Genomic DNA, 19,723 nt, shown 5'->3' with positions numbered 1-19,723 from the left:
ATGACGCCGACGCCGGATCGTGGCGAATCGCTGCTCGAGCGCGCCGCGCGCGTCTATGATTTCGGCACGCACCTGCGTCGCCGGGCGCCGGCGCTCGACCTGCCGGTGCTGGAGGCGGTCGCCGCACCGCCGCCGCCACCGCCGCCGGTCGACGCCTGGACCGCCGCTGATCCCGGTGCGGACCCGACCTTCCTCGCGATTCCGGCGGAATTGCGTGCGCCCGTTGGCCACGAGCTCCCCGACGCCTTCTACGAGACGCCCGAGCTGACCGATATCGCCGGGATCGACCGCGGCATGCTCGCCGAGGCGGGCATGATCGTCCCGGGCGCGCCGGTCGGCCCGCTCGCCGAGGAATTCCGGCTCATCAAGCGGCAATTGCTTATCACCCGCGAGCGCGTCGCGCGGGCCGGGCGCGACGATCCCGCGGCGCGCGACCGGGCGCGTACTGCGCTCGTCTGTTCGGCGCGGCCGGGGGACGGCAAGACCTTCTGCGCGGTCAATCTGGCGCTGTCGATGGCGGCGGAGCGCGACACCGAGGTGTTGCTGGTCGATGCCGATTTCGCCAAGCCCGACGTGCTCGCCCGGCTCGGCCTCGCCGAACAGCCGGGGCTGCTCGACGCGCTCGCCGACAGCCGGATCGACGTCGAGAGCCTGGTGATCCGTACCGATGTCGGCGGGCTGGCGATCCTGCCGGCGGGGACCAAGACCGCGACCGACACCGAGCTGCTCGCCTCGGCGCGGACGCGCGAGGTGCTCGCGCGGCTGCTCGAAGCCAATCCGCGGCGCATCGTGATCTTCGATTCGCCGCCGGCGCTGGCGGCGTCGCCGGCGGCGGTGCTGGCGATGCTGGTCGGGCAGGTGGTGCTGGTGGTGCGCGCCGACCGCACGCCGGAGAACGAGTTACGCGAGGCGGTGCAGCGGCTCGACGGCTGCGACGAGATCGCGCTGGTGCTCAACGCCGTGTCCTTCGTCCCCGGCGGCCATCGCTACGGCACCTATTACGGGCAGGAGCCCGGCAAGTGATCCGGATGCTGTCGGTGGGAGTGGGGCTGGCCGCGCTGGCGGTCGCCGGTCAGGCCGAGGCGCAGAGCCGGCGGCTGAATGCCGTGCCCTATATCGAGCTGGGTCAGGTGCTCGACGCCGATCTCAATTCCGGCGACGTGCTGACCTATTCGACGATCGCCGCGGGGATCGACGTCGCCGCGAGCAGCGCGCGGCTCACGGGACAATTGTCCTATCGCTACGAACGGCGGATCGCCTGGGACGACCGCATCGGCGACGACGACATCCATACCGGGCTCGCCCGGGTGTCGGCGCAGGTCGCGCGCGGGCTGACGCTGGAGGCGGGCGGCATCGCGACGCGCAGCCGCTCCGACATCCGCGGCGCGGCGCCGGGCGTGCTGGTCGGCAATGTCGACAACATCAGCCAGGTCTATGCGGTCTATGGCGGTCCAAGCTATGCGACGCAGGCCGGGCCGGTGGCGATCGCGACAAGCTATCAGGCGGGCTATACCAAGGTCGAGAGCCCGAGCTTCACCGCGGTGGCGGCGGGACAGCCGCGGCTCGATTATTACGACGATTCGTTCGGCCAGGCGGCGGGGGTCAGCGCCAGCGTGCGGCCGGGGCAGGTGCTGCCGGTCGGTCTGACCGCAAGCGGCGGCTGGGAGCGCGAGGATGCCGGTCAGCTCGACGGCCGCTACCAGAGCTGGCGGGTACGCGGCGACGCGCTGCTGCCGGTCTCGCCCTATGTCGCGCTGACCGGCGGGGTCGGGTACGAGCGGGTCGAGACGAGCAACCGCGCGGCGCTGACCGATGCGGCGGGCGCGCCGGTGGTCGATCGCGACGGACGGTTCGTCACCGATCCGGCGGCACCGCGCCAGATCGCCTATCGTACCGACGGCGTCTATTACGATGCCGGCGTGGTGTGGCGGCCCAACCGGCGGCTGTCGGCGGAGGCGCATGTCGGCAAGCGTTACGGCTCGCTGAGCTATACCGGGCTGCTGACCTATCAGGCGTCGGAGCATGTCGGCTTCGCCGCCGACGTCTATGACAGCGTCACCACCTTCGGCCGGCAGTTGCGCACCGGGCTCGCCAATCTGCCGACCAGCTTCCTGTCGGCGCGCGACGCCTTCACCCAGCAATATAACGGCTGCATATTCTCGACCAGCGGATCGACGCCGGGTGGCTGCCTTAACGACGTGTTCCAGTCGATCTCGACCGCAAGCTATCGCGCGCGCGGCGTCGACGCGGTGCTGTCGATCACGCGCGGACGGTCGACCTATGGCGGCGGCGTCGGCTATGCCAACCGCAAGCTGTTCAACCGCGACGACGTGCCCGGCGTGACGCTGTACGGGATCGAGGACCAGAGCGCCTATGCGCAGCTGTTCTTCAACCGCACGCTGACCGCGCTGTCGACGTTCGACGCCAATCTGTTCGTCAATTACTACGAATCGGGGATCGCACGCAGCGCCGGGCTCTGGTCCTATGGCGGTACGGCGAGTTATGGTCACAGTTTCGGGCGGATCACCACCACGGCGAGCGCGGGCGTTTACGCGTTCGATACCGGTGACGTGGATACCGCTTGGTCGGCGCAGGCACTGCTTGCCGCGCGCTACTCGTTCTAAGGGCATCGGCTTATGTACGACGCGCATTTCGGATTATCGGGGCGGCCGTTCCAGCTGACGCCCGACGCGCGCTTCTGGTACGAGACGGCGACGCATCGCAAGGCGATGGCCTATCTCGGTTACGGTCTGGCGCAGGGCGAAGGCTTCGTCGTCGTCACCGGCGACATCGGCGCGGGCAAGACGACGCTCGTCGGCCATCTCACCGCGCAGATCGATCCCGAGGCGCTCAACGTCATCACCATCGTGTCGACCGCCGTCCCCGCCGACGACCTGCTGCGCATCGTCGCGACCGGGCTGGGCGTCGACCCGCAGGGCCTCGCCAAGGCGCAATTGCTCACCGCGATCGAGCGCGGACTGCATGCGGTGGCGCGCTCGGGACGGCGGACGCTGCTGATCGTCGACGAGGCGCAGGCGCTGCCGATCGATTCGCTCGAAGAGCTGCGCATGCTGTCCAACTTCCAGGCGGGCGGGCATGCGCTGCTGCAGATCCTGCTGCTCGGCCAGCCGGAATTCCGCGAGCGGCTGCACGGTTCGGAGCGGCTGGAGCAATTGCGCCAGCGGGTGATCGCCATCCACCATCTCGACCCGATGGAGGCGCATGAGGTCGCCGATTACGTCGCGCACCGGCTGTCGGTGGTCGGCTGGCAGGGGCGGCCGGATTTCGCCGCGGATGCCTTTGCGGCGCTGTACGAGGGGTCGGGCGGCGTGCCGCGGCGGCTCAACCAGCTCGCGGGACGGGTGATGCTGCACGCTGCGGTCGAGGGGGCGGAGATCATCGACGGCGCGGTCGTCCGGCAGGTGCTCGGCGACCTCCACGGCGATCTGCCGATGCCGGCGAGCGAACCGTCGGCGGCCGCTGCGCCGCCACCGGCGCCGGTCGAGCAGGAAAGTTCGGTGCGGCGCTTCGTGCCGCGCGCCGCGCCTTCGGAGCCGGTCGCGGAGCCGGTGCCGGATCGTGCCGCCGCGGACGAGGGACTGTCTGCCGCCGCGGAGGCGCGGATCGCGGCATTGGAGGCGCGGATCAACCAGCAGGAGGGCGCGCTCCGGCGCGTGCTGACGCTGCTGGTCGACTGGGTCGAGGCCGATCGTCACGAGGCGGCGGCAGCCTCCGCGGCGATGGCCGCTGGCGCATCCGACATCCGCGACGATCACGTCCCGATCCGTCCTCCGGCGGCGTGGGACCATGCCGCGTAGCGCGGTGCGCAACGGCCTGTCGGTCGACGTCGAGGAATGGTTTCAGGTCGGCGCGTTCGAGCGGGTCATCGACAAGAGCGACTGGGCGACGATCGCCAGCCGCGTCGAGGCGAACACCGGCGCGGTGCTCGACCTGTTCGCGGAGAGCGGGGTCAAGGCGACCTTCTTCACGCTTGGCTGGGTGGCGGCGCGGCAGCCGCGGCTGATCCGGCGGATCGCCGAGGCGGGGCATGAGATCGCCAGCCACGGCTGGGACCACCAGCGCGTGTTCACGATGGATGCGGCGGCGTTCCGCGCCGATCTCGCGCGGGCGCGGGCGGCGCTGGAGGATGCCGGCGGGCAGGCGGTGACGGGCTATCGCGCGCCGAGCTTCTCGATCGACACGCGCAATCTGTGGGCGTTCAATGAGCTGGCGGAGGCGGGCTATGCCTATTCGTCGAGCGTCGCACCGGTGGCGCACGACCATTATGGCTGGCGCGATGCGCCACGCTATGCGTTCCGGCCGCTCAAGGACTCGCCTTTGATCGAATTGCCGGTGACGGTGGCGCGGATCGGCGGGCGGCATCTGGCGACGGGGGGCGGGTTCTTCCGGCTGCTGCCTTCGGCGCTGACCGATTTCGCGGTGCGGCAGGTCAATCGCGAAGGCCATGCCGGCATCTTCTATTTCCACCCCTGGGAGGTCGATGCCGACCAGCCGCGGGTGCGGCAGGCGCCGCTGCGATCGAAGGTGCGGCATTATTCGCGACTGGGGGCGATGGCGGGCAAGCTGCGCGGGCTGATCGAACGGCACGATTGGGGCCGGGTCGATACGGTCGTGGCGCGCGAGGCGGCGCTGCTGTCGTGACCGCGACCGGCGTGCGCGAGGCCGATCTGCGCGATAGCAGGGAGAGCGCGGCGGTGGACGACTTCGTCCGTCGTAGCGCAGGCGCGACGCCGTTCCATCTCACCGCTTGGAGCCGCGCTGTCGAACGCGGCTGCGGCCAGCGCGCGCGCTATCTCGTCGCCGAGCGGGGCGGGGCGATCGTCGGCGCGCTGCCGCTGACCGCGATGCGGTCGCCGCTGTTCGGCAAGGCGCTGGTGTCGACCGGCTTCGGAGTGGATGGCGGGGTGCTCGGCGAGGGCGTCGATGCGCTGGGCGAGGCGGCCTGGGCGCTGGCGCGGCGGATCGGCTGTCCGGGCGTCGAGTTGCGTGGCGGACCGGCGCCGGCGGGATGGGAGACGGACGACACCTCCTATCTCGGCTTCGTGCGCGATCTGGCGGCGGACGACGATGCCGAATTGCTCGCCGTGCCGCGTAAGCAGCGTGCCGAGGTGCGGCGGGCGCTCAGCTTCGATCTGACGGTGGAGACGGGAGGGGCGGCGCTGCTCGGCGATCACTATCGCGTCTATGCCGAATCGGTGCGCAATCTCGGCACCCCGGTGTTTCCGGCGAAACTGTTCCGCTGCGTCGCCGAGGCGATGGACGCCGATGTGCTGACCGTGCGGCACGAGGGGCGGGCGGTGGCGAGCGTGCTCAGCCTGTATTTCCAAGGGACGGTGTTTCCCTATTGGGGTGGCGGCACCGCGGCGGCGCGGGGTCTGCGCGCCAACGACCGGATGTATTTCGCGCTGATGGGCCATGCGCGGGCGCGTGGCTGTACGCGGTTCGACTTCGGGCGATCGAAGACCGGGACGGGGGCGGCGGCGTTCAAGAAGAATTGGGGCTTCGCCGGCGTGCCGCGGCTCTATGCCAAGCGCAGCGAGGGGGAGAGCCGCGAGGTCAATCCGCTCAACCCGAAATATGCGCTGATGGTACGGACGTGGCAGCGGTTGCCGTTGCCGGTCGCCAATGCGCTGGGGCCGTGGATTTCGCGCGGGCTGGGGTGATGGAGCTCCTCTTCCTCGCCCATCGCGCGCCCTTCCCGCCCGATCGGGGCGACAAGATCCGCAGCTATCACGTGTTGCGCTATCTGATGGCGCGGGCGCGGGTGCATCTGGTCGCGTTCGGAGAGGGCGAGGCGGATTTCGACGTGCCGGCCGCGCTCGACGGGCTGGCGAGCGTGACGATCGTGCGGCGGCGCAAGCCGCAGGCGGTGGCGGCGGTGGCGGCGCTGGCGCGCGGCTTGCCGGTGTCGTTGACCGCCTTCGGGTCGGGAGACATGCGGCGTGCGGTCGCGGCGGTAAGGGCCGATGCGGTCTACTGCTTCTCGGGACAGATGGCGCAATATCTGCCCGCCGACGTGCCAGCGGTGATGGACTTCGTCGATGTCGATTCAGCCAAGTTCGCCGGCTTCGCCAAGGCGGGATCGGCACCGATGCGGTGGTTGATGCGGCGCGAGGCGCGGGTGCTGGGCGCGTTCGAACGGCGGGTTGCCGCGGAGGTTTCGGCGAGCCTGTTCGTCAGCGAGGCGGAGGCGGCGTTGTTTCGCTCCGGCGGCGCGACCGGGCGGATCGTGGCGGTGGAGAACGGGATCGACGCCGCGGCGTTCGATCCGGGCGTGGTGGCACGGAATGCCGGCCCTACCCACGCCGTCACCCCGGACTTGTTCCGGGGTCCACCCGTCCCCGGGAGAACGGTCGCGGCTCATGCGCCGCTCTCCTCGCCGCAGAGTGGACCCCGGAACGAGTCCGGGGTGACGGGGGGATTGGGGGGCGGGTCCGTGCCGCACAGGCCGCTGATCGTCTTTACCGGGCAGATGGATTACCGGCCCAATGTCGACGCCGTCATCTGGTTCGTCCGCGACGTGCTGCCGGGCTTGCGGGGGCGCTATTCCGGCGTCCGCTTCGCTATCGTTGGGCGGGCGCCGACCGCCGCAGTGCAGGCGCTCGCGTCCGACGCCGTGATCGTCACCGGTGCGGTGGACGACGTGCGGCCGTGGCTCGCGGCGGCGGACGTGTGCGTCGCGCCGTTGCGGCTCGCGCGCGGTATCCAGAACAAGGTGCTCGAGGCGATGGCGATGGCGCGGCCGGTCGTCGCCTCCGTCGCCGCGGCCGAGGGGATCGATCATGGCGGCACGCTGCGTGTCGCCGACGACGCCGCGACGCATGTCGCGGCGATCGGCGCGCTGCTCGACGATCCAGACGCAGCTGCGGCGCTTGGTGCCGCGGCACGGGCGCGGGTGATCGCACGGTACGACTGGGAGGCGCGGCTCGCGCCGCTCGATGCTCTGCTGGGGCTGGCGTGACCGGCGCACAATGGCGGCGGCATGCCATCGGGCTGGCGCTGGCGGCGGCGGCGATCCTGCTGCTGGTTCGCGACGATGTCGCGCGGTTGGTGTCGATCTGGTGGACGAGCACGACCTTTGGCCATTGCCTCTTCATCGGGCCGGTGATCGGTTGGCTGGTGTGGCAGCGGCGGCGCGAGCTGGCGGCGCTGACGCCGGTGGCGTGGTGGCCGGGGCTGGCGCTGGTCGCGGTCGGCGGGGCAGGGTGGCTGATGGGCGACGCCGGCTCGGTCGGCTTCGCGCGGCAATTGGGGCTGGTCGTCATGCTGCAGGGCGCGGTGGTGACGCTGCTCGGGCCGCAGGTGGCGCGCGGGCTCGCCTTTCCGCTCGGCTATGCGCTGTTCCTCGTGCCGTTCGGCGAGGAGATGGAGTCGCTGCTGCAAGCCGTGACGGTGCGGATGGTGATGCCGCTGCTGCATCTGGCCGGCGTGCCGGCGAGTTCGAACGGCGTGCTGATCCATGCGGGCCGCTATTGGTTCGAGGTCGCGGAGGCGTGTTCGGGCGCCAAGTTCGTCATCGCGATGCTCGCCTTCGGCGTGCTAGTCGCCGACGTCTGTTTCGTGTCGTGGCGGCGGCGGGCGTGGTTCCTGCTCGCCGCGCTGGTCGTGCCGGTGCTCGCCAACGGGCTGCGCGCGTTCGGAACGATCTATGCCGCGCATCTGACCAGCGTCGAGGCGGCGACGGGCTTCGACCATATCGTCTACGGCTGGCTGTTCTTCGGGCTGGTGATGGCGGCGGTGCTGGCGATCGGCTGGCGCTGGTTCGATCGCACGCCCGATGCGCCGGCGTTCGATCCCGCCGCGCTGCGGCCGGTCGCCGGGGGACGGATGGGGCTGCCGATCGGCGTGCTGCTCACCCTGGCGGTGGCGGGCGTCTGGCCGATGTGGAGCGCGGGAATCGCGCATCGCGCGACACCGCTGCCCGCGCGGATCGAATTGCCGCAGGTGGCAGGGTGGACGCGCGCGGCGCTCAGCCGGCGGGCGCCGTGGATGCCGTATTATCCGGGTGCCGACCATATGCTGTTCGGTCGCTATGCGCGTGGCGGCGCGGCGGTCGATCTGGCGGTCGCGGTCTTCGGATCGCAGGGCGAGGGGCATAAAATTGGCGCCTTCGGCACCGGCGCGATCCGCGAAGAGGACCGCTGGGTGCGCGTCGCTGACGAAGCGCCGATCGCCGGCGGCAAGGCGATGCGGATCACCGCCGCCGGGCCGGTGGAGCGCGTCGTCGCGACATGGTACGTCGTCGGCGATACGGTAACGTCGGACGAGCGCGTGGTGAAGATCGAGACGATGAAGGCGAAACTGTTCGGCGGCGCGCAGCGCGCGGTGGCAATCCATCTCTCCGCGGAGGTGCTGCCAGGGCGCGATGCCCGCGCCGATATCGCTGCGCTGGCGGCGGCGCTCGGCCCGGTCGACGGCTTGAGCGATGCCGTCGTGGCGCCGCGCTGATGTGCGGCATCGCCGGTATCTTCCATCCCGAGACGCCAAAGCCGGTCGATCCGTCGCGGATCGCGGCGATGATCGCCGCGCAGGCGCATCGCGGGCCGGATGGCGAGGGGATCTGGACCGCACCCGGCGTCGGGCTCGGCCATCGCCGGCTGTCGATCATCGATCTCGACGGATCGCCGCAGCCGATGCAGGCAGGCGCGCTGACGATCACCTATAACGGCGAGATCTACAATTTCGCCGAACTGCGCACCGAGTTGGAGCGCAAGGGCGCGCGCTTCGTCACCGAGGGCGATACCGAGGTGCTGCTGCACGGCTGGCGGGCGTGGGGGCCGGCGCTGCTCGACCGGCTCAACGGCATGTTCGCCTTCGCGCTGCACGATGCGGACCAGGGGACGCTGTTCCTCGCGCGCGACCGGATGGGGGTGAAGCCGCTCCATTACGTCGAATTGTCCGACGGCAGCCTCGCCTTCGCCTCGGAACTGAAGGGCCTGCTCGCGCATCCCTTGCTGCGGCGGGTGCCGGACGTCACCGCGGTTGAGGATTTCCTCGCTTATGGCTATGTGCCCGACGATGCCTGCCTCGTCGCGGGCGTCCGCAAGCTGCCTGCCGGCCATTTCCTCCACGTCCAACGCTGGCAGGGCGTGCCGCGGCCGCGGCGCTGGTGGTCGCTGAGCTTCGCCGATCGCGCGGGCGGATCGGCCAAGGCGCTCGGCGAGGAATTGCTGGCGCGGATGCGCGACGGGGTGCGCAGCCGCATGGTCGCCGACGTGCCGCTCGGCGCCTTCCTGTCGGGCGGGGTCGACAGTTCGGCGGTGGTCGCGCTGATGGCGGAGGCGAGCAAGGCGGCGGTCAAGACCTGCACGATCGGCTTCGACGAGGCGGGACACGACGAGCGCGCGCATGCCGCATTGGTGGCGCAGCGCTTCGCCACCGATCATCACGCGCAGGTGGTCCGGCCCGACGATTTCGCGCTGATCGACACGCTGGTCCACCATTTCGACGAACCCTTCGCCGACGGCAGCGCGCTGGCGACCTATCAGGTCGCGGCACTGGCGCGGAAGAGCGTGACGGTGGCGCTGTCGGGCGACGGCGCGGACGAGATGCTGGCGGGCTATCGCCGCTACAGATTCCAGGCGGCGGAGGAACGGGTGCGCGGGATGCTGCCGGATCGGTGGCGGCGCGCGGCGTTCGGGACGCTCGGGCGCTATTACCCCAAGGCCGACTGGGCACCGCGACCGTTGCGCGCCAAGGCGACGCTGCTTGCGCTCGGGACGGACGGCGACGAAGCCTATGCGCGCGCCGTGGGCGTGACCTCGCCCGAGCTGCGCGCGCAATTGCTCAGCGCGGAGGCGCGGCGGGTGCTCGGCGGACATCGCGCCGAGGATCGCTACGTCGCGGCGATGCGGGCGGCGCCGGCGCGCGATGCGCTCGACCGCGCGCAATATGCCGACATGATGATCTGGCTGCCCGGCGACATCCTCACCAAGGTCGATCGCACCAGCATGGCGGTAGGGCTGGAGGCGCGCGAGCCGTTGCTCGACCACCGGCTGGTCGAATTCTGCGCGACGCTGCCGGCCGGCATGCGGCTGCACGGCGGCGAGGGCAAATGGCTGATGAAGCGCAGCCTCGAACGCTATCTCCCCAAGGAGATCCTCTATCGGCCGAAAATGGGGTTCGTGACGCCGATCAGCGCATGGTTCCGCGGCGCGCTGGCGTCGGAAGCGGACGGGCTGGCGCGGTCGCGGACGCTGGTGGAGAGCGGCTGGCTCGACATGGCGCAGGTCGCGCGGCTCGCCGATGCGCATCGCAGCGGCCGGGCGGACCACGGCCGCACCCTGTGGCAGTTGCTGATGCTGGAGCGCAGCGCGAAACGGTTGTTCGGCTAAGCGTCGTCCGGTTCGGGAGGCGCTTAGCGCAGCTTGGCGATCGACAGATTGTCTGCCTTGGCGCGATCCTTGGTCGATTCCTCGCTGCGCTTGAGCGCCTTGGCGATCGCCTTCAGCGCCATGCCCTTCTTGGCGAACTGGTGGAGCTTCTGGATCTCGTCCTGCGTCCACGGCTGGCGGTGGCGTTCGAATACCTCACCCTTGGCCATCAGAATACCGCCATGACGGCGTGGAGGGTGAGCGCGGCGAGCGCGAGGCTGGAGGCGATGAAGAGCATGAAGCGAGGCCCTACCTTGTTCGTGGTCGCCTGTACCAGCGAATGTATGACGCGCAGGCCGACATAGGCCCAGGCGATCGCGGCGTTGACGCCGTTGCCGGTGCCGCTGAGCGCGATCACCGTGCAGATCGCGTAGAACAGCGTCGGCTGTTCGTGAAGGTGATTGTAATTGTGGGCCTTCCACTGCGCCTGGGGTGGCAGGCCGCGGTCGGCATCGGACGGCTTGGTGCCGACGAGCGTGCCGAGGCGGAGACCGGCGGCCTTCATCGCCGGCAGGCGGGTGGCGAGCATCCAGACCAGCATGACGAGCGTCCAGGCGACGAGCGCCGCCATCGGGCGCAGGATTTCGGCGTGCATCGGTGGCTCCCTTTCGCATCAAAGTGCCGGATCGGAAGGGCAGGCGCAATATCCACCATTCCTCCCCCGCAAGGGGGAGGGGAACCGTTCGGCGTTAGCCGAACGGTTGAGGGGGAGGACAGGGTGGCAGCTCCATAACGAAGCTTCGCCCTGTCCTCCCCCTCCGTCACGGCTTGGCCGTGCCATCTCCCCCTGGCGGGGGAGGACTTAGGTATGGCTTACTTGTCGAAGATTGCACCCCAGCGGTGGACCGGGCGGTCCTTCCACAGGCCACGGTGATAGGCGTCAGACGCCAGCAGCGGCATCACCGAGCCGGCCTCGGCGAACACCATCTGCTCGATGCCGGTGTTGACCTTGCCCCAGCTTGCCGCTTCCTGCAGCGTCGAGGACGAACAGGCGCCGTCGCGGACGTCGGCGACGGTGATCTGCACCGCATATTTGTGGACCTGGACGTCGTCGTGACCGAGGATTTCGGCGCAGACCACGGTGTCCTGGATGAAGTTCTTCGGCACGCCGCCGCCGATCATCAGCAGGCCGGTGGTGCCCGCCTGGATCTTGATCTCGGTCAGCTCGCGGAAGTCCGCCACCGCGTCGATCATCAGATACGGACGACCCGCCTTGGCGGCATCGACCTGATGCTTGACGAGGCCGAAGCCCGCCGACGAATCGACGAACGCCGGGCAGAAGATCGGCACGTCATGCTCATAGGCAAGCTTGACGAGGCTGTTGTCCTTCTTGCCATGCTCGACGAGATACTTGCCCATCTCGCGGATGAAGGCGCGGCTCGAATAGGCGCGCGGCTCGAGGCTCTCGGCGATCTCGAAGATCGTGTGGTCGACGTTCTGGAGCGCTTCCTCGTCGATATAGGTATCGTAGATACGGTCGATGTAGAGCGAGCGCAGCGTATCGTCGTCGGGGATCTCGAGCGCCTGATAATGCTTGTGGCCGAGCCCTTCGAAGAAATCCATGTCGACGATGGTCGCGCCGGTCGCGACGATGCCGTCGACCATGTTGTTGCGCACCAGCTCGGCATAGAGGTCCATGCAGCCGCCGGCCGAGGTCGAACCGGCGATGACGAGGAAGATCGAGCAATCCTTGTCGGCTAGCATCTGGTTGTAGATATTGGTCGCGCGGCCGAGATCGCGGCTGGTGAAGCTCATGTCGGCCATCGCGTCGACGATCGGGCGCGCGTCGAAGCTCTTGATGTCGATATGCTTGACCTGCTTCGAGAGCAGTTCGGCCTTGCGGTTGTCGTTGATCGGCGCGTTGGCGCCGGCGGTCTTGTTCAGCGTGTCGGTCATGGTTCGCCTTTGGCTATCCAGCCGTCGTCGTTCAACATTGGGGACGCGGAAACCCAGGGGCCGCCCCTCCCGCCGAAGCGGGAGGAGGGAAGACAATCGGTTATAGCGTTGGCGTTACAGCTTTACGACGTTGTTCGTGCGCACGTCGGCGATCTCGTCGTCGAGATAGACCGACAGCATCGGCTCGTCGGACGCGACGACCGTGTCGCCGGTGCCGAAGCCGTTGAACGCGGTCCGCATCGCGGAGCCGTACGCCCCGAGCATGCCGATCTCGAAATAATCGCCGGCGACCGTGTCCGCGGGCAGCGGGAACGGCCCCTGCATGTAATCGAGATCGTCGCAGGTCGGACCCCAGAAGGCGAAGTCCATGTCGCGCGCGTCCGAATCCGGCTCGCGCAGCAGCTGTACCGGATATTTCCAGCCGATGTGCGCCGCATCGAACAACGTGCCATAGGCGCCGTCGTTGATGTACAGCTCGGTGCCGCGGCGACGCTCGACGCGCACCACGACCGAGGCATATTCGGCGCTCAGCGACCGGCCCGGCTCGGCCCACAATTCGGCCGAATAGCTGATCGGCAGGCTCTCGAACGCGCGGTGGATCGTTTCGAAGAACCGCTCCAGCGGCGGCGGGGTCATGCCGGGATAGGCCGAGGGGAAGCCGCCGCCGACGTCGATGACGTCCACGGTCACCGCCGCCTCGACGATCGCCGCGCGGGCGCGCTCCATCGCATTGGTATAGGCGTCCGGCGACATCGTCTGGCTGCCGACGTGGAAGCAGATGCCGAGCGCGTCCGCGACCTGGCGGGTGGCGATCAGCAATTCCTTGCTCTCGCCGGGACCGACGCCGAACTTCGAGCCCAGGCTGAGCTTGGCATATTCGGACGAGACGCGCAGCCGCGCGCAGAGCGTGAGGTCGGTGGCGCCGTCGGTCGCACGGACGATCTTCGCCAGCTCTTCCATGCTGTCGAGCGAGAACGTCTTCACGTCGTGGACGAAATACGCCTCGGCGATCGCCTCTTCCGACTTGACCGGATGCATGAAGCAGCAGGTCGCCTCCGGCAGCGTCGCCTTGACCAGACGCACTTCCGCGATCGATGCCGTATCGTAATGCGTGATGCCATTGTCCCAGAGGACCTTGAGCAGGTCCGGGCTGGGGTTCGCCTTCACGGCATACATCGAGCGGCCCGGAAACTTCTCGACGAAGAAGCGGGCGGCGCGCGCAGCGGCGTGCGGGCGAACGAGCGTGACCGGATCGACCGGTCGGCTCTTGGCGATGTCGATGCCCGTGCGGCTAAAGGCGGAACGGGCGGTCGAGAGGGGCGCTAACCCCAGCGCGCTATGGTGCTTGGCCAATTCAAGGGACCTCCAATTGCCTTTCGGCATACGGTGACAAAAGCTGCCTTGCGGTTGGAAGTCCCATGGGGCAGCGGAGGCGCGATCTATGGTCGTCCGACCCCCATGTAAAGTGGGTTAGCGTAGGAAAGGACGAAAAGTGACGTTTTTGCGACAACCGACGCGCGCCGGGGTGCGCGACGCGGCCGAAAAGATCGCCAGGATCCTGCCGCCGACGCCACTTTATGTGCGCGAAATCAACGGCTTGGACGTGGCGTTCAAGGCGGAGTCGCTGCAGCCGATCGGGGCGTTCAAGATTCGCGGCGCCTGGCATCGGCTCACCGCATTGGACGAGGATGCGCGGCGGCGCGGGGTGGTCGCCTTCTCCTCGGGGAACCACGCGCAGGGGATCGCCTGGGCGGCGCGGCGGCTGGGCATCGCCGCGACGATCGTGATGCCCGCGGATGCGCCGCACGCCAAGCTGGCGGCGACGCTGGCTCTCGGCGCCGAAGTGGTGCGCTACGATCGCGTCACCGAGAGCCGCGAAGGCATCGCCGCCCGACTCGCCGAAGCGCGCGGCGCGACGCTGGTGCCGAGCTTCGACGATCCGTGGATCATCGAGGGACAGGGCAGCGCGGGGATCGAGGCGGCGGCGCAGATGGCGGCGCTGGGGCTGGGCGTTCCGGCTCGCGTCGTCGTACCCTGCGGCGGCGGCGGGCTGGCGGCCGGGCTCGCGCTGGCGCTCAAGGACAGCGCGGTGACGGTCGTCGAGCCCGAGGGCTGGGACGACATGCGCCGCTCGCTGGAGGCGTCGTGGATCGAGCCGGTCGGCCCCAATCCGCCGCCAACTGCGTGCGATGCCTTGCAGACGCAGCGCGTGTCGCCGCTGACCTTCGACGTGCTGTCGCGGCGCGATGCGACCGGCGTGGCGGTGAGCGAGGCGGAGACCGCGGCGGCGCAGCGCTGGGCGGCGGAGAATTTGCGGCTGGTGATCGAGCCGGGCGGCGCGGTGGCGCTGGCAGCGGTGCTCGCGGGCAAGGTCGCGGCGGAGCCGGGGCTGCTCGTGATCCTTTCGGGCGGCAACGTCGACATCGACGCTTATGCGCGGGCGATCGGCTAGCGCGCTACGCGGTCACGCGCGCGCGTCGCCTCGACATTGCAGGCGGTGAGAGGCAAATTATCGTAATGCAAGCGCTTCTCGGATCGATCGCCAACGCCGCCCCGGCCATCGCCATGCTCGGCTGCTTCGCCTGCCTGATCGGCGGTGGCGCGCTGCTCGCCCGCGGCGGGGATCGCCGGAAGGCCATCCTGTTGCTGGTGATGGCGGCGGTATTGCTCGGCAATGTGGTGATCTGGCAATTTTAACGGCCGAGTCGCCGGGCATGCGCGTCGACCGTCGACGATAAGAGCAAAGATAGAATCTCCCGATATCAACCACGTCGGCGATCTGGTGCCAGCGTGCCGTAATACGCATTTGCTTTGTTGGAAAATGTTGCTGATATGTTCCTACCGTAACCGGAAGGGAGGGCGGGATACGACCATACGTATGTCATGAAACAGTGAGGCAATATGGAACCGCAGCGCAAGGAAGGTGGGCGCTTGTACGTCCCCGAACAGTTGAGCGAAATCCAGGATTTCCTCATGTGCATGATGGCGGCGGCGCCGCGCTTCGCCGAGGTGACGTCTTACGGCTATCATCGGTCGGTCGACAACGAGTTTCGAAGTATTCAACTTGGGCTAGCCGCCGTCGCGGACAAGGTCGGCGAAGAGCGCTACCGGACGGTTCTCGCTGATGCGGATGAAGCCAAATCACTGTTTCTAGCCGATCCCGACGACACGAATGGCAAGACGGCCGAGGGATGCGACAAGCTCATGGCGATCTATGACATCCTCGAAGAGGTGCGGGGCGAACGATATCACGCCGGCATCCTCGATTTCGAGGGTCTGCTGACCGGCGACTGATCGAGACCAGCGACCGCCAGCGTGGCCGGGACCGCATCATCGGGCGGTCCCGGCGTCGACGTCAGCGGATCGGCGAGTTCGGGTCGAGCCGCATGTCGAGGTACTTGTCGACCGAGCGCATCAGCTCCGGCGTCTCGTTCTCGAAAAAGTGGTTCGCCTTCGGGATCGTGTCGTGATGGATCGTGATGTGCTTCTGGGTGCGCAGCTTGTCGACGAGCTTCTGCGTCGCGCCAGGGGTGGCGACCTCGTCGGCCTCGCCTTGGATGATGATGCCCGAGGAGGGGCAGGGTGCCAGGAACGAGAAGTCGAACATGTTCGCGGGCGGCGCGATCGAGATGAAGCCGCGGATCTCGGGACGGCGCATCAGCAGCTGCATGCCGATCCATGCGCCGAAGCTGACCCCGGCGATCCAGGTGGTCGACGCCTCCGGATGGAAGCTTTGCACCCAGTCGAGCGCGCTCGCCGCGTCGGACAGTTCGCCGATGCCGTTGTCGAACGTCCCCTGGCTCTTGCCGACGCCGCGGAAGTTGAAGCGCAGCGTTGCGAAACCACGGCGCTGGAAGGTCTTGTAGAGCTCCTGCACGATGCGGCTGTTCATCGTGCCGCCGGCGGCGGGGTGCGGATGCAGGATCATCGCCACCGGTGCGCGCGGACGGGGAGCGGGCGCGAAACGGCCTTCGAGACGGCCTTCGGGGCCGGGAAAAATGACTTCGGGCATGGGTCTCGCCACGTAAGAAGGGGCGCGCTGTGCAGCGCAGAACGTTGCGCGCTATATAGGCGTCGGGCTCCGACACGCAATTGGAACGAATCCTGTCCCAACGTCTCTATCTGGATCACGCCGCCACCACGCCGATGACCGATGCCGCACGCGCGGCCGTCGTCGACGGATTGGCGCGCTGGGCGAACCCGTCGTCGCCGCACGCCGAGGGGCGCGCGGCGCGGGCGGCGCTGGAGGCGGCGCGACGCGCCATCGCCGCGGCGTACGGCTGGCGGGGCGAGACGCTGCTGACCAGCGGCGCGAGCGAATCGCTTGCGATCGCCCTGGGGCGGACGACGCTGCCGCGGCGGATCGTTACCGCGGTGGAACATGATGCGGTGCTGCGCGCCGGCGGCGATGCCGCCGTGGCGCCGGTGGCTGCGGATGGGATCGTCGATCTGGCGGCGCTTGCGGCGCTGCTCGCGGCGGGGCCGGCGCTGGTCTGCGTGCAATGGGCGAACAGCGAGACGGGGGTGCGGCAGCCGCTGGCACAGATCGCTGCGCTGGTGCGCGACGCCGGCAGCCGATTGCTGATCGATGCCGCGCAGATGCCGGCGTCCGTCGAACTGGCGGAGGTGGCCGATATGGTGGCGCTGTCGGCGCACAAGCGCGGGGGCCCGCCGGGGATCGGGGCGCTGCTGGTGCGCGATCTCGCGCTGCTGCATCCCAGCGGCGGGCAGGAGCGCGGCTATCGACCGGGGACGGAGAACCTGCCCGGCGCGCTCGGCTATGCCGCGGCGCTCGGCGAGGCGGAGCCGGACCATGGCGCGCTGCGCGCCCGGCTCGACGATGCGATCCTGCGGTCGGGGGGCGAGATCGTCGCCGCCGACAGTCCGCGCCATCCGGCGATCGGATCGTATCGTCTGCGCGGGGTCGCGGCGGCGGCGCAGCTCATCCTGCTCGACAGCGCCGGCTTCGCGGTCTCGGCGGGCAGCGCCTGTTCGAGCGGCACCATGAAGCCGAGCCATGTGCTCGGTGCGATGGGCTGGGACGCGGCCGCCGGGCGCGAGGTGATCCGGGTGAGCTTCGGGCGCACCACAAGCGAGGCGGACGTCGACGCCTTCGTTGCGGCGTGGCGGCAGATGGCGAAGACGACGCGGCGCGCGGCATGATCTATCTCGATTATCAGGCGACGACGCCGCTCGCCCCCGAAGCCTTGGCGGCGATGCTGCCATGGCTCGAATCGCAACATGCCAATCCGCATTCGCCGCATCGGCCGGGCCGCGCCGCCCGGGCGACGGTCGAGGTTGCGCGCGATGCGGTGGCCGCGCTCGCGCCGGCGGGGGGCGCGCTCAGCTTCACCAGCGGTGCGACCGAGGCGCTCAACTGGGCGATCAAGGGGACCGGCGGCGCGATCGTCACGCTGGCGACCGAACATGCCGCGGTGCTCGACACCGTCGCGGCGGAGGCGGCCCGTGGACGGCAGGTGACGGTGCTGCCGGTCGGCGACGACGGGCTGGTCGACCTCGATCGGGCCGCGGCGGCGATCGGGCCGGGGGTGGGACTGGTCGCGGCGATGCTGGTCAATAACGAGATCGGCGTGCTCCAGCCGATCGCGGCGCTCGCCGAACTCGCGCATGCGGCAGGCGCGCTGATGCTGTGCGATGCGGTGCAGGGCTATGGGCGCATGCCGGTGCCGCCGGGATGCGATCTGGTCGCGGTGTCGGCGCACAAGCTGCACGGGCCGAAGGGGATCGGCGGCTTGTGGGTCCGCGACGGCGTGACGCTGGCGCCGCTGATCCACGGCGGCGGACAGGAGGCGGCGGGACGCTCGGGGACGCTGTCGCCGGCGCTGTGCGCGGGTTTCGGTGCCGCGGCGCGGCTGATGACGGAGCGGGCTGCGGCCGATGCGGCGCATGTCGACCGGCTCTGGGCGATCGCGACCGCGACGCTGGCGGGATGGGACGTCAACGGGTCGGCGACGCGACGGTATCGCGGCAATCTCAACGTGCGGCGCGACGGGCTCGACGTGGCACGGCTGATGAGCGACTGTCGCGATCTCGCCTTTTCGGCGGGATCGGCGTGTGCGAGCGGCTCGGGCCGGTCGAGCCACGTGCTGCGCGCGCTCGGCATGACCGAGGCGCAGGCGCGGTCGAGTATCAGGCTCGGTTTCGGGCGCTATACCGGCGAGGACGCGCTGCGGGATGGATTGGCGGCCATCGTCGCGGCGGCGGCGCGGCAGGGGGGAATGGCATGATTCGCGTGGTGTTCGTCGATCCGGATGGCCGCAGCCGACAGGCGGAGGGCACCGAGGGCACCCGATTGCTCGATCTCGCGCAGGCGGATGGCCATCCGCTCGAAGGGACGTGCAACGGCGACATGGCCTGCGCAACCTGCCACGTCGTCATCGCCGCGGAGGATTTTGCCCGCATGCCGGCGGCGCGGGAGGAGGAGGAGGATCTGCTCGATCTGGTCCCCGCCGCGTCGCGGACGAGTCGCCTCGCCTGCCAGGTGCGGCTGACCGCGGCGCTCGACGGGTTGACGGTGCGCCTGCCCTGACGGGGTGGCGGGGCAGCGATCCTGACATTTTCACAACCGCGGGTTCAGATCGCATGCATGGCGCCCGCGCCATGGTGCGGACATGCCCGATGTCGGGCGTGTGAGGAGTAACCCCATGAAGCTCATTGCTTTGTTCAGCGCCGCGGCGCTCGCTGCCGGCACCTTGATGACCGCCGCGCCCGCCGAGGCGCAGCGCTACGGCTACGATCGCGGCTATCACCGCGGGTACGATCATCGCGGCTACGACCGGCACTGGCGCGATGGTCCGCGATTCCACGGGCGCGGCTACGATCGTGGTCGCGGTTATGGCTATGGCCGGGGTTATGGCGGCGGTTACGGGCGGGGCTATGGCCGCGGTTATGGTCGCGGCCGCGTCGTCTGCCGAGTGCATCGTGGCTATTATGGGCCGCAGCGCCGCTGTTTCACCGTCTATCGCTAAGGCGGACGGCGGCCGGCGGGGCGATCCGCCGGCCGTGAAACATCGTTAACGGCAAAGCGTTCTTGCTGCGACGCAACACGAACGTTTATGGTGCCGCCGATGACCCAGACCGAAGCCGCGACTGCCGCACCGACGGGACCGGTGCCGACGATGTTCGAAGCGATCGTGCGCCTGCTGACCGTGACCGCCACCTACAACAAGGGGACGGTGACGATCGCGCCGCATATTCTCTACACCCGCCATGGCGAGATCTACGTCGACGCGGTGACGGTGGAGCGCGACGGCAAGCCGCCGCGCGAGGAGAAGGTCGGCACGTTCAAGATGGACGGGCTCGGCGAGCCGACGCTGACCGACAAGGCGTTCGCGCCGAGCAGCCTGTTCGAGCCCGAAGCCGAGAAATATGCCGGCGTGACGCTGATGGCGGTCGAACGGGCCTGACCGTTC

Annotated in this window: 21 protein-coding genes; 16 read left to right on the top strand and 5 right to left on the bottom strand. The window is 69.2% G+C overall.

Translation table 11 applies throughout. The annotated features are described in order from the left end of the window. The 8 genes from MC45_RS03790 to MC45_RS03755 are packed head-to-tail and all read left to right on the top strand — an operon-like array spanning position 1 to position 10,355. A complete protein-coding gene (locus MC45_RS03790) occupies positions 1–1,023 on the top strand; it encodes an AAA family ATPase (RefSeq protein WP_038666386.1) in 1,023 nt (340 codons plus the stop codon). A 5-nt stretch (positions 1,024–1,028) separates the two neighbouring features. Further along, complete coding sequence (locus tag MC45_RS03785) at positions 1,029–2,624, top strand: hypothetical protein (RefSeq protein ID WP_245640902.1); 1,596 nt, start codon at positions 1,029–1,031, stop codon at positions 2,622–2,624. Positions 2,625–2,636: 12 nt separating this feature from the next. Then, complete coding sequence (locus MC45_RS03780) at positions 2,637–3,818, top strand: ExeA family protein (protein WP_038659706.1); 1,182 nt, start codon at positions 2,637–2,639, stop codon at positions 3,816–3,818. Next, positions 3,808–4,662: an XrtA system polysaccharide deacetylase gene (locus tag MC45_RS03775; RefSeq protein WP_038659703.1), complete on the top strand. Its 855-nt coding sequence runs from the start codon at positions 3,808–3,810 to the stop codon at positions 4,660–4,662. Before MC45_RS03780 ends, MC45_RS03775 begins: the two co-directional genes overlap by 11 nt. After that, positions 4,659–5,684, top strand: coding sequence for a FemAB family XrtA/PEP-CTERM system-associated protein (locus MC45_RS03770; RefSeq protein WP_038659700.1), 1,026 nt, complete (start codon positions 4,659–4,661; stop codon positions 5,682–5,684). The genes MC45_RS03775 and MC45_RS03770 overlap by 4 nt, the downstream gene beginning before the upstream one ends. Continuing rightward, positions 5,684–6,982, top strand: a complete 1,299-nt coding sequence (locus MC45_RS03765) for a glycosyltransferase (protein WP_038659697.1) — start codon at positions 5,684–5,686, stop codon at positions 6,980–6,982. The genes MC45_RS03770 and MC45_RS03765 overlap by 1 nt, the downstream gene beginning before the upstream one ends. Next, the gene (gene xrtA, locus MC45_RS03760) at positions 6,979–8,469 is read left to right on the top strand and encodes an exosortase A (protein WP_038659695.1); all 1,491 of its coding nucleotides are present in this window, start codon (positions 6,979–6,981) and stop codon (positions 8,467–8,469) included. The genes MC45_RS03765 and xrtA overlap by 4 nt, the downstream gene beginning before the upstream one ends. Continuing rightward, positions 8,469–10,355, top strand: coding sequence for an XrtA/PEP-CTERM system amidotransferase (locus tag MC45_RS03755; RefSeq protein WP_038659692.1), 1,887 nt, complete (start codon positions 8,469–8,471; stop codon positions 10,353–10,355). Before xrtA ends, MC45_RS03755 begins: the two co-directional genes overlap by 1 nt. A gap of 23 nt (positions 10,356–10,378) precedes the next feature. Here MC45_RS03755 and MC45_RS03750 read toward each other — a convergent pair whose 3' ends face one another. The 4 genes from MC45_RS03750 to MC45_RS03735 all read right to left on the bottom strand — a co-directional run bounded on the left by MC45_RS03750 (position 10,379) and on the right by MC45_RS03735 (position 13,643). Continuing rightward, a complete protein-coding gene (locus MC45_RS03750) occupies positions 10,379–10,564 on the bottom strand; it encodes a hypothetical protein (protein ID WP_038659689.1) in 186 nt (61 codons plus the stop codon). Then, positions 10,564–10,989, bottom strand: coding sequence for an MAPEG family protein (locus MC45_RS03745; protein WP_038659686.1), 426 nt, complete (start codon positions 10,987–10,989; stop codon positions 10,564–10,566). The genes MC45_RS03750 and MC45_RS03745 overlap by 1 nt, the downstream gene beginning before the upstream one ends. 218 nt (positions 10,990–11,207) lie before the next feature. Next, positions 11,208–12,290 (bottom strand): 1,9-bis(guanidino)-5-aza-nonane synthase, encoded by a 1,083-nt coding sequence (locus tag MC45_RS03740; protein ID WP_038659683.1) that lies wholly within the window; start codon positions 12,288–12,290, stop codon positions 11,208–11,210. A gap of 114 nt (positions 12,291–12,404) precedes the next feature. After that, entirely contained in the window at positions 12,405–13,643 is a 1,239-nt protein-coding gene (locus MC45_RS03735) for a type III PLP-dependent enzyme domain-containing protein (RefSeq protein ID WP_081974320.1), read from the bottom strand. Positions 13,644–13,782: 139 nt separating this feature from the next. On the opposite strand from MC45_RS03735, the gene MC45_RS03730 reads away from it, so the two are divergent. The 3 genes from MC45_RS03730 (at position 13,783) to MC45_RS03720 (ending at position 15,584) form a co-directional block, all read left to right on the top strand. Next, a complete protein-coding gene (locus MC45_RS03730; protein WP_245640831.1) occupies positions 13,783–14,742 on the top strand; it encodes a threonine ammonia-lyase in 960 nt (319 codons plus the stop codon). Positions 14,743–14,807: 65 nt separating this feature from the next. Next, on the top strand, positions 14,808–14,987 hold the full coding sequence (locus MC45_RS03725) for a hypothetical protein (RefSeq protein ID WP_038659677.1): 180 nt from the start codon (positions 14,808–14,810) through the stop codon (positions 14,985–14,987). A gap of 204 nt (positions 14,988–15,191) precedes the next feature. After that, positions 15,192–15,584 carry a hypothetical protein gene (locus tag MC45_RS03720; protein WP_038659673.1) on the top strand — a complete coding sequence of 131 codons (393 nt, stop codon included), beginning with the start codon at positions 15,192–15,194 and terminating at the stop codon, positions 15,582–15,584. 61 nt (positions 15,585–15,645) lie between these two features. On the opposite strand, the gene MC45_RS03715 is transcribed toward MC45_RS03720, so the two are convergent. Further along, entirely contained in the window at positions 15,646–16,302 is a 657-nt protein-coding gene (locus tag MC45_RS03715) for an alpha/beta hydrolase (RefSeq protein WP_038659670.1), read from the bottom strand. A gap of 134 nt (positions 16,303–16,436) precedes the next feature. Here MC45_RS03715 and MC45_RS03710 point away from each other — a divergent pair, with 134 nt between their 5' ends. The 5 genes from MC45_RS03710 (at position 16,437) to MC45_RS03690 (ending at position 19,717) form a co-directional block, all read left to right on the top strand. After that, positions 16,437–17,453, top strand: coding sequence for a cysteine desulfurase family protein (locus MC45_RS03710; protein WP_052075502.1), 1,017 nt, complete (start codon positions 16,437–16,439; stop codon positions 17,451–17,453). Then, a complete protein-coding gene (locus MC45_RS03705) occupies positions 17,450–18,538 on the top strand; it encodes a cysteine desulfurase family protein (RefSeq protein ID WP_038666378.1) in 1,089 nt (362 codons plus the stop codon). The genes MC45_RS03710 and MC45_RS03705 overlap by 4 nt, the downstream gene beginning before the upstream one ends. Then, a complete protein-coding gene (locus tag MC45_RS03700) occupies positions 18,535–18,840 on the top strand; it encodes a 2Fe-2S iron-sulfur cluster-binding protein (RefSeq protein WP_038659664.1) in 306 nt (101 codons plus the stop codon). Before MC45_RS03705 ends, MC45_RS03700 begins: the two co-directional genes overlap by 4 nt. Before the next feature lie 115 nt (positions 18,841–18,955). Continuing rightward, complete coding sequence (locus MC45_RS19645; protein ID WP_052075501.1) at positions 18,956–19,279, top strand: hypothetical protein; 324 nt, start codon at positions 18,956–18,958, stop codon at positions 19,277–19,279. A gap of 99 nt (positions 19,280–19,378) precedes the next feature. Further along, entirely contained in the window at positions 19,379–19,717 is a 339-nt protein-coding gene (locus MC45_RS03690; RefSeq protein ID WP_081974524.1) for a hypothetical protein, read from the top strand. Positions 19,718–19,723 lie beyond the last annotated feature (6 nt).

Origin of the sequence: Sphingomonas taxi (genome assembly GCF_000764535.1) — a bacterium.
Classification (GTDB): Bacteria; Pseudomonadota; Alphaproteobacteria; order Sphingomonadales; family Sphingomonadaceae; genus Sphingomonas; species Sphingomonas taxi.
The sequence above is the reverse complement of the archived record's forward strand: the minus strand, read 5'-3'. Positions and strand labels throughout refer to the sequence as shown.

What these genes read in the sequence shown, in the direction of transcription:
- MC45_RS03750 (WP_038659689.1), bottom strand. Translation starts at nt 10,564, where the DNA reads ATGGCCAAGGGTGAGGTATTCGAACGCCACCGCCAGCCGTGGACGCAG.
- MC45_RS03785 (WP_245640902.1), top strand. Translation starts at nt 1,029, where the DNA reads ATGCTGTCGGTGGGAGTGGGGCTGGCCGCGCTGGCGGTCGCCGGTCAG.
- MC45_RS03780 (WP_038659706.1), top strand. Translation starts at nt 2,637, where the DNA reads ATGTACGACGCGCATTTCGGATTATCGGGGCGGCCGTTCCAGCTGACG.
- MC45_RS03720 (WP_038659673.1), top strand. Translation starts at nt 15,192, where the DNA reads ATGGAACCGCAGCGCAAGGAAGGTGGGCGCTTGTACGTCCCCGAACAG.
- MC45_RS03765 (WP_038659697.1), top strand. Translation starts at nt 5,684, where the DNA reads ATGGAGCTCCTCTTCCTCGCCCATCGCGCGCCCTTCCCGCCCGATCGG.
- MC45_RS03790 (WP_038666386.1), top strand. Translation starts at nt 1, where the DNA reads ATGACGCCGACGCCGGATCGTGGCGAATCGCTGCTCGAGCGCGCCGCG.
- MC45_RS19645 (WP_052075501.1), top strand. Translation starts at nt 18,956, where the DNA reads ATGAAGCTCATTGCTTTGTTCAGCGCCGCGGCGCTCGCTGCCGGCACC.
- MC45_RS03705 (WP_038666378.1), top strand. Translation starts at nt 17,450, where the DNA reads ATGATCTATCTCGATTATCAGGCGACGACGCCGCTCGCCCCCGAAGCC.
- MC45_RS03740 (WP_038659683.1), bottom strand. Translation starts at nt 12,290, where the DNA reads ATGACCGACACGCTGAACAAGACCGCCGGCGCCAACGCGCCGATCAAC.
- MC45_RS03715 (WP_038659670.1), bottom strand. Translation starts at nt 16,302, where the DNA reads ATGCCCGAAGTCATTTTTCCCGGCCCCGAAGGCCGTCTCGAAGGCCGT.
- MC45_RS03775 (WP_038659703.1), top strand. Translation starts at nt 3,808, where the DNA reads ATGCCGCGTAGCGCGGTGCGCAACGGCCTGTCGGTCGACGTCGAGGAA.
- MC45_RS03700 (WP_038659664.1), top strand. Translation starts at nt 18,535, where the DNA reads ATGATTCGCGTGGTGTTCGTCGATCCGGATGGCCGCAGCCGACAGGCG.
- MC45_RS03755 (WP_038659692.1), top strand. Translation starts at nt 8,469, where the DNA reads ATGTGCGGCATCGCCGGTATCTTCCATCCCGAGACGCCAAAGCCGGTC.
- MC45_RS03725 (WP_038659677.1), top strand. Translation starts at nt 14,808, where the DNA reads ATGCAAGCGCTTCTCGGATCGATCGCCAACGCCGCCCCGGCCATCGCC.
- MC45_RS03690 (WP_081974524.1), top strand. Translation starts at nt 19,379, where the DNA reads ATGACCCAGACCGAAGCCGCGACTGCCGCACCGACGGGACCGGTGCCG.
- MC45_RS03745 (WP_038659686.1), bottom strand. Translation starts at nt 10,989, where the DNA reads ATGCACGCCGAAATCCTGCGCCCGATGGCGGCGCTCGTCGCCTGGACG.
- MC45_RS03710 (WP_052075502.1), top strand. Translation starts at nt 16,437, where the DNA reads ATGACCGATGCCGCACGCGCGGCCGTCGTCGACGGATTGGCGCGCTGG.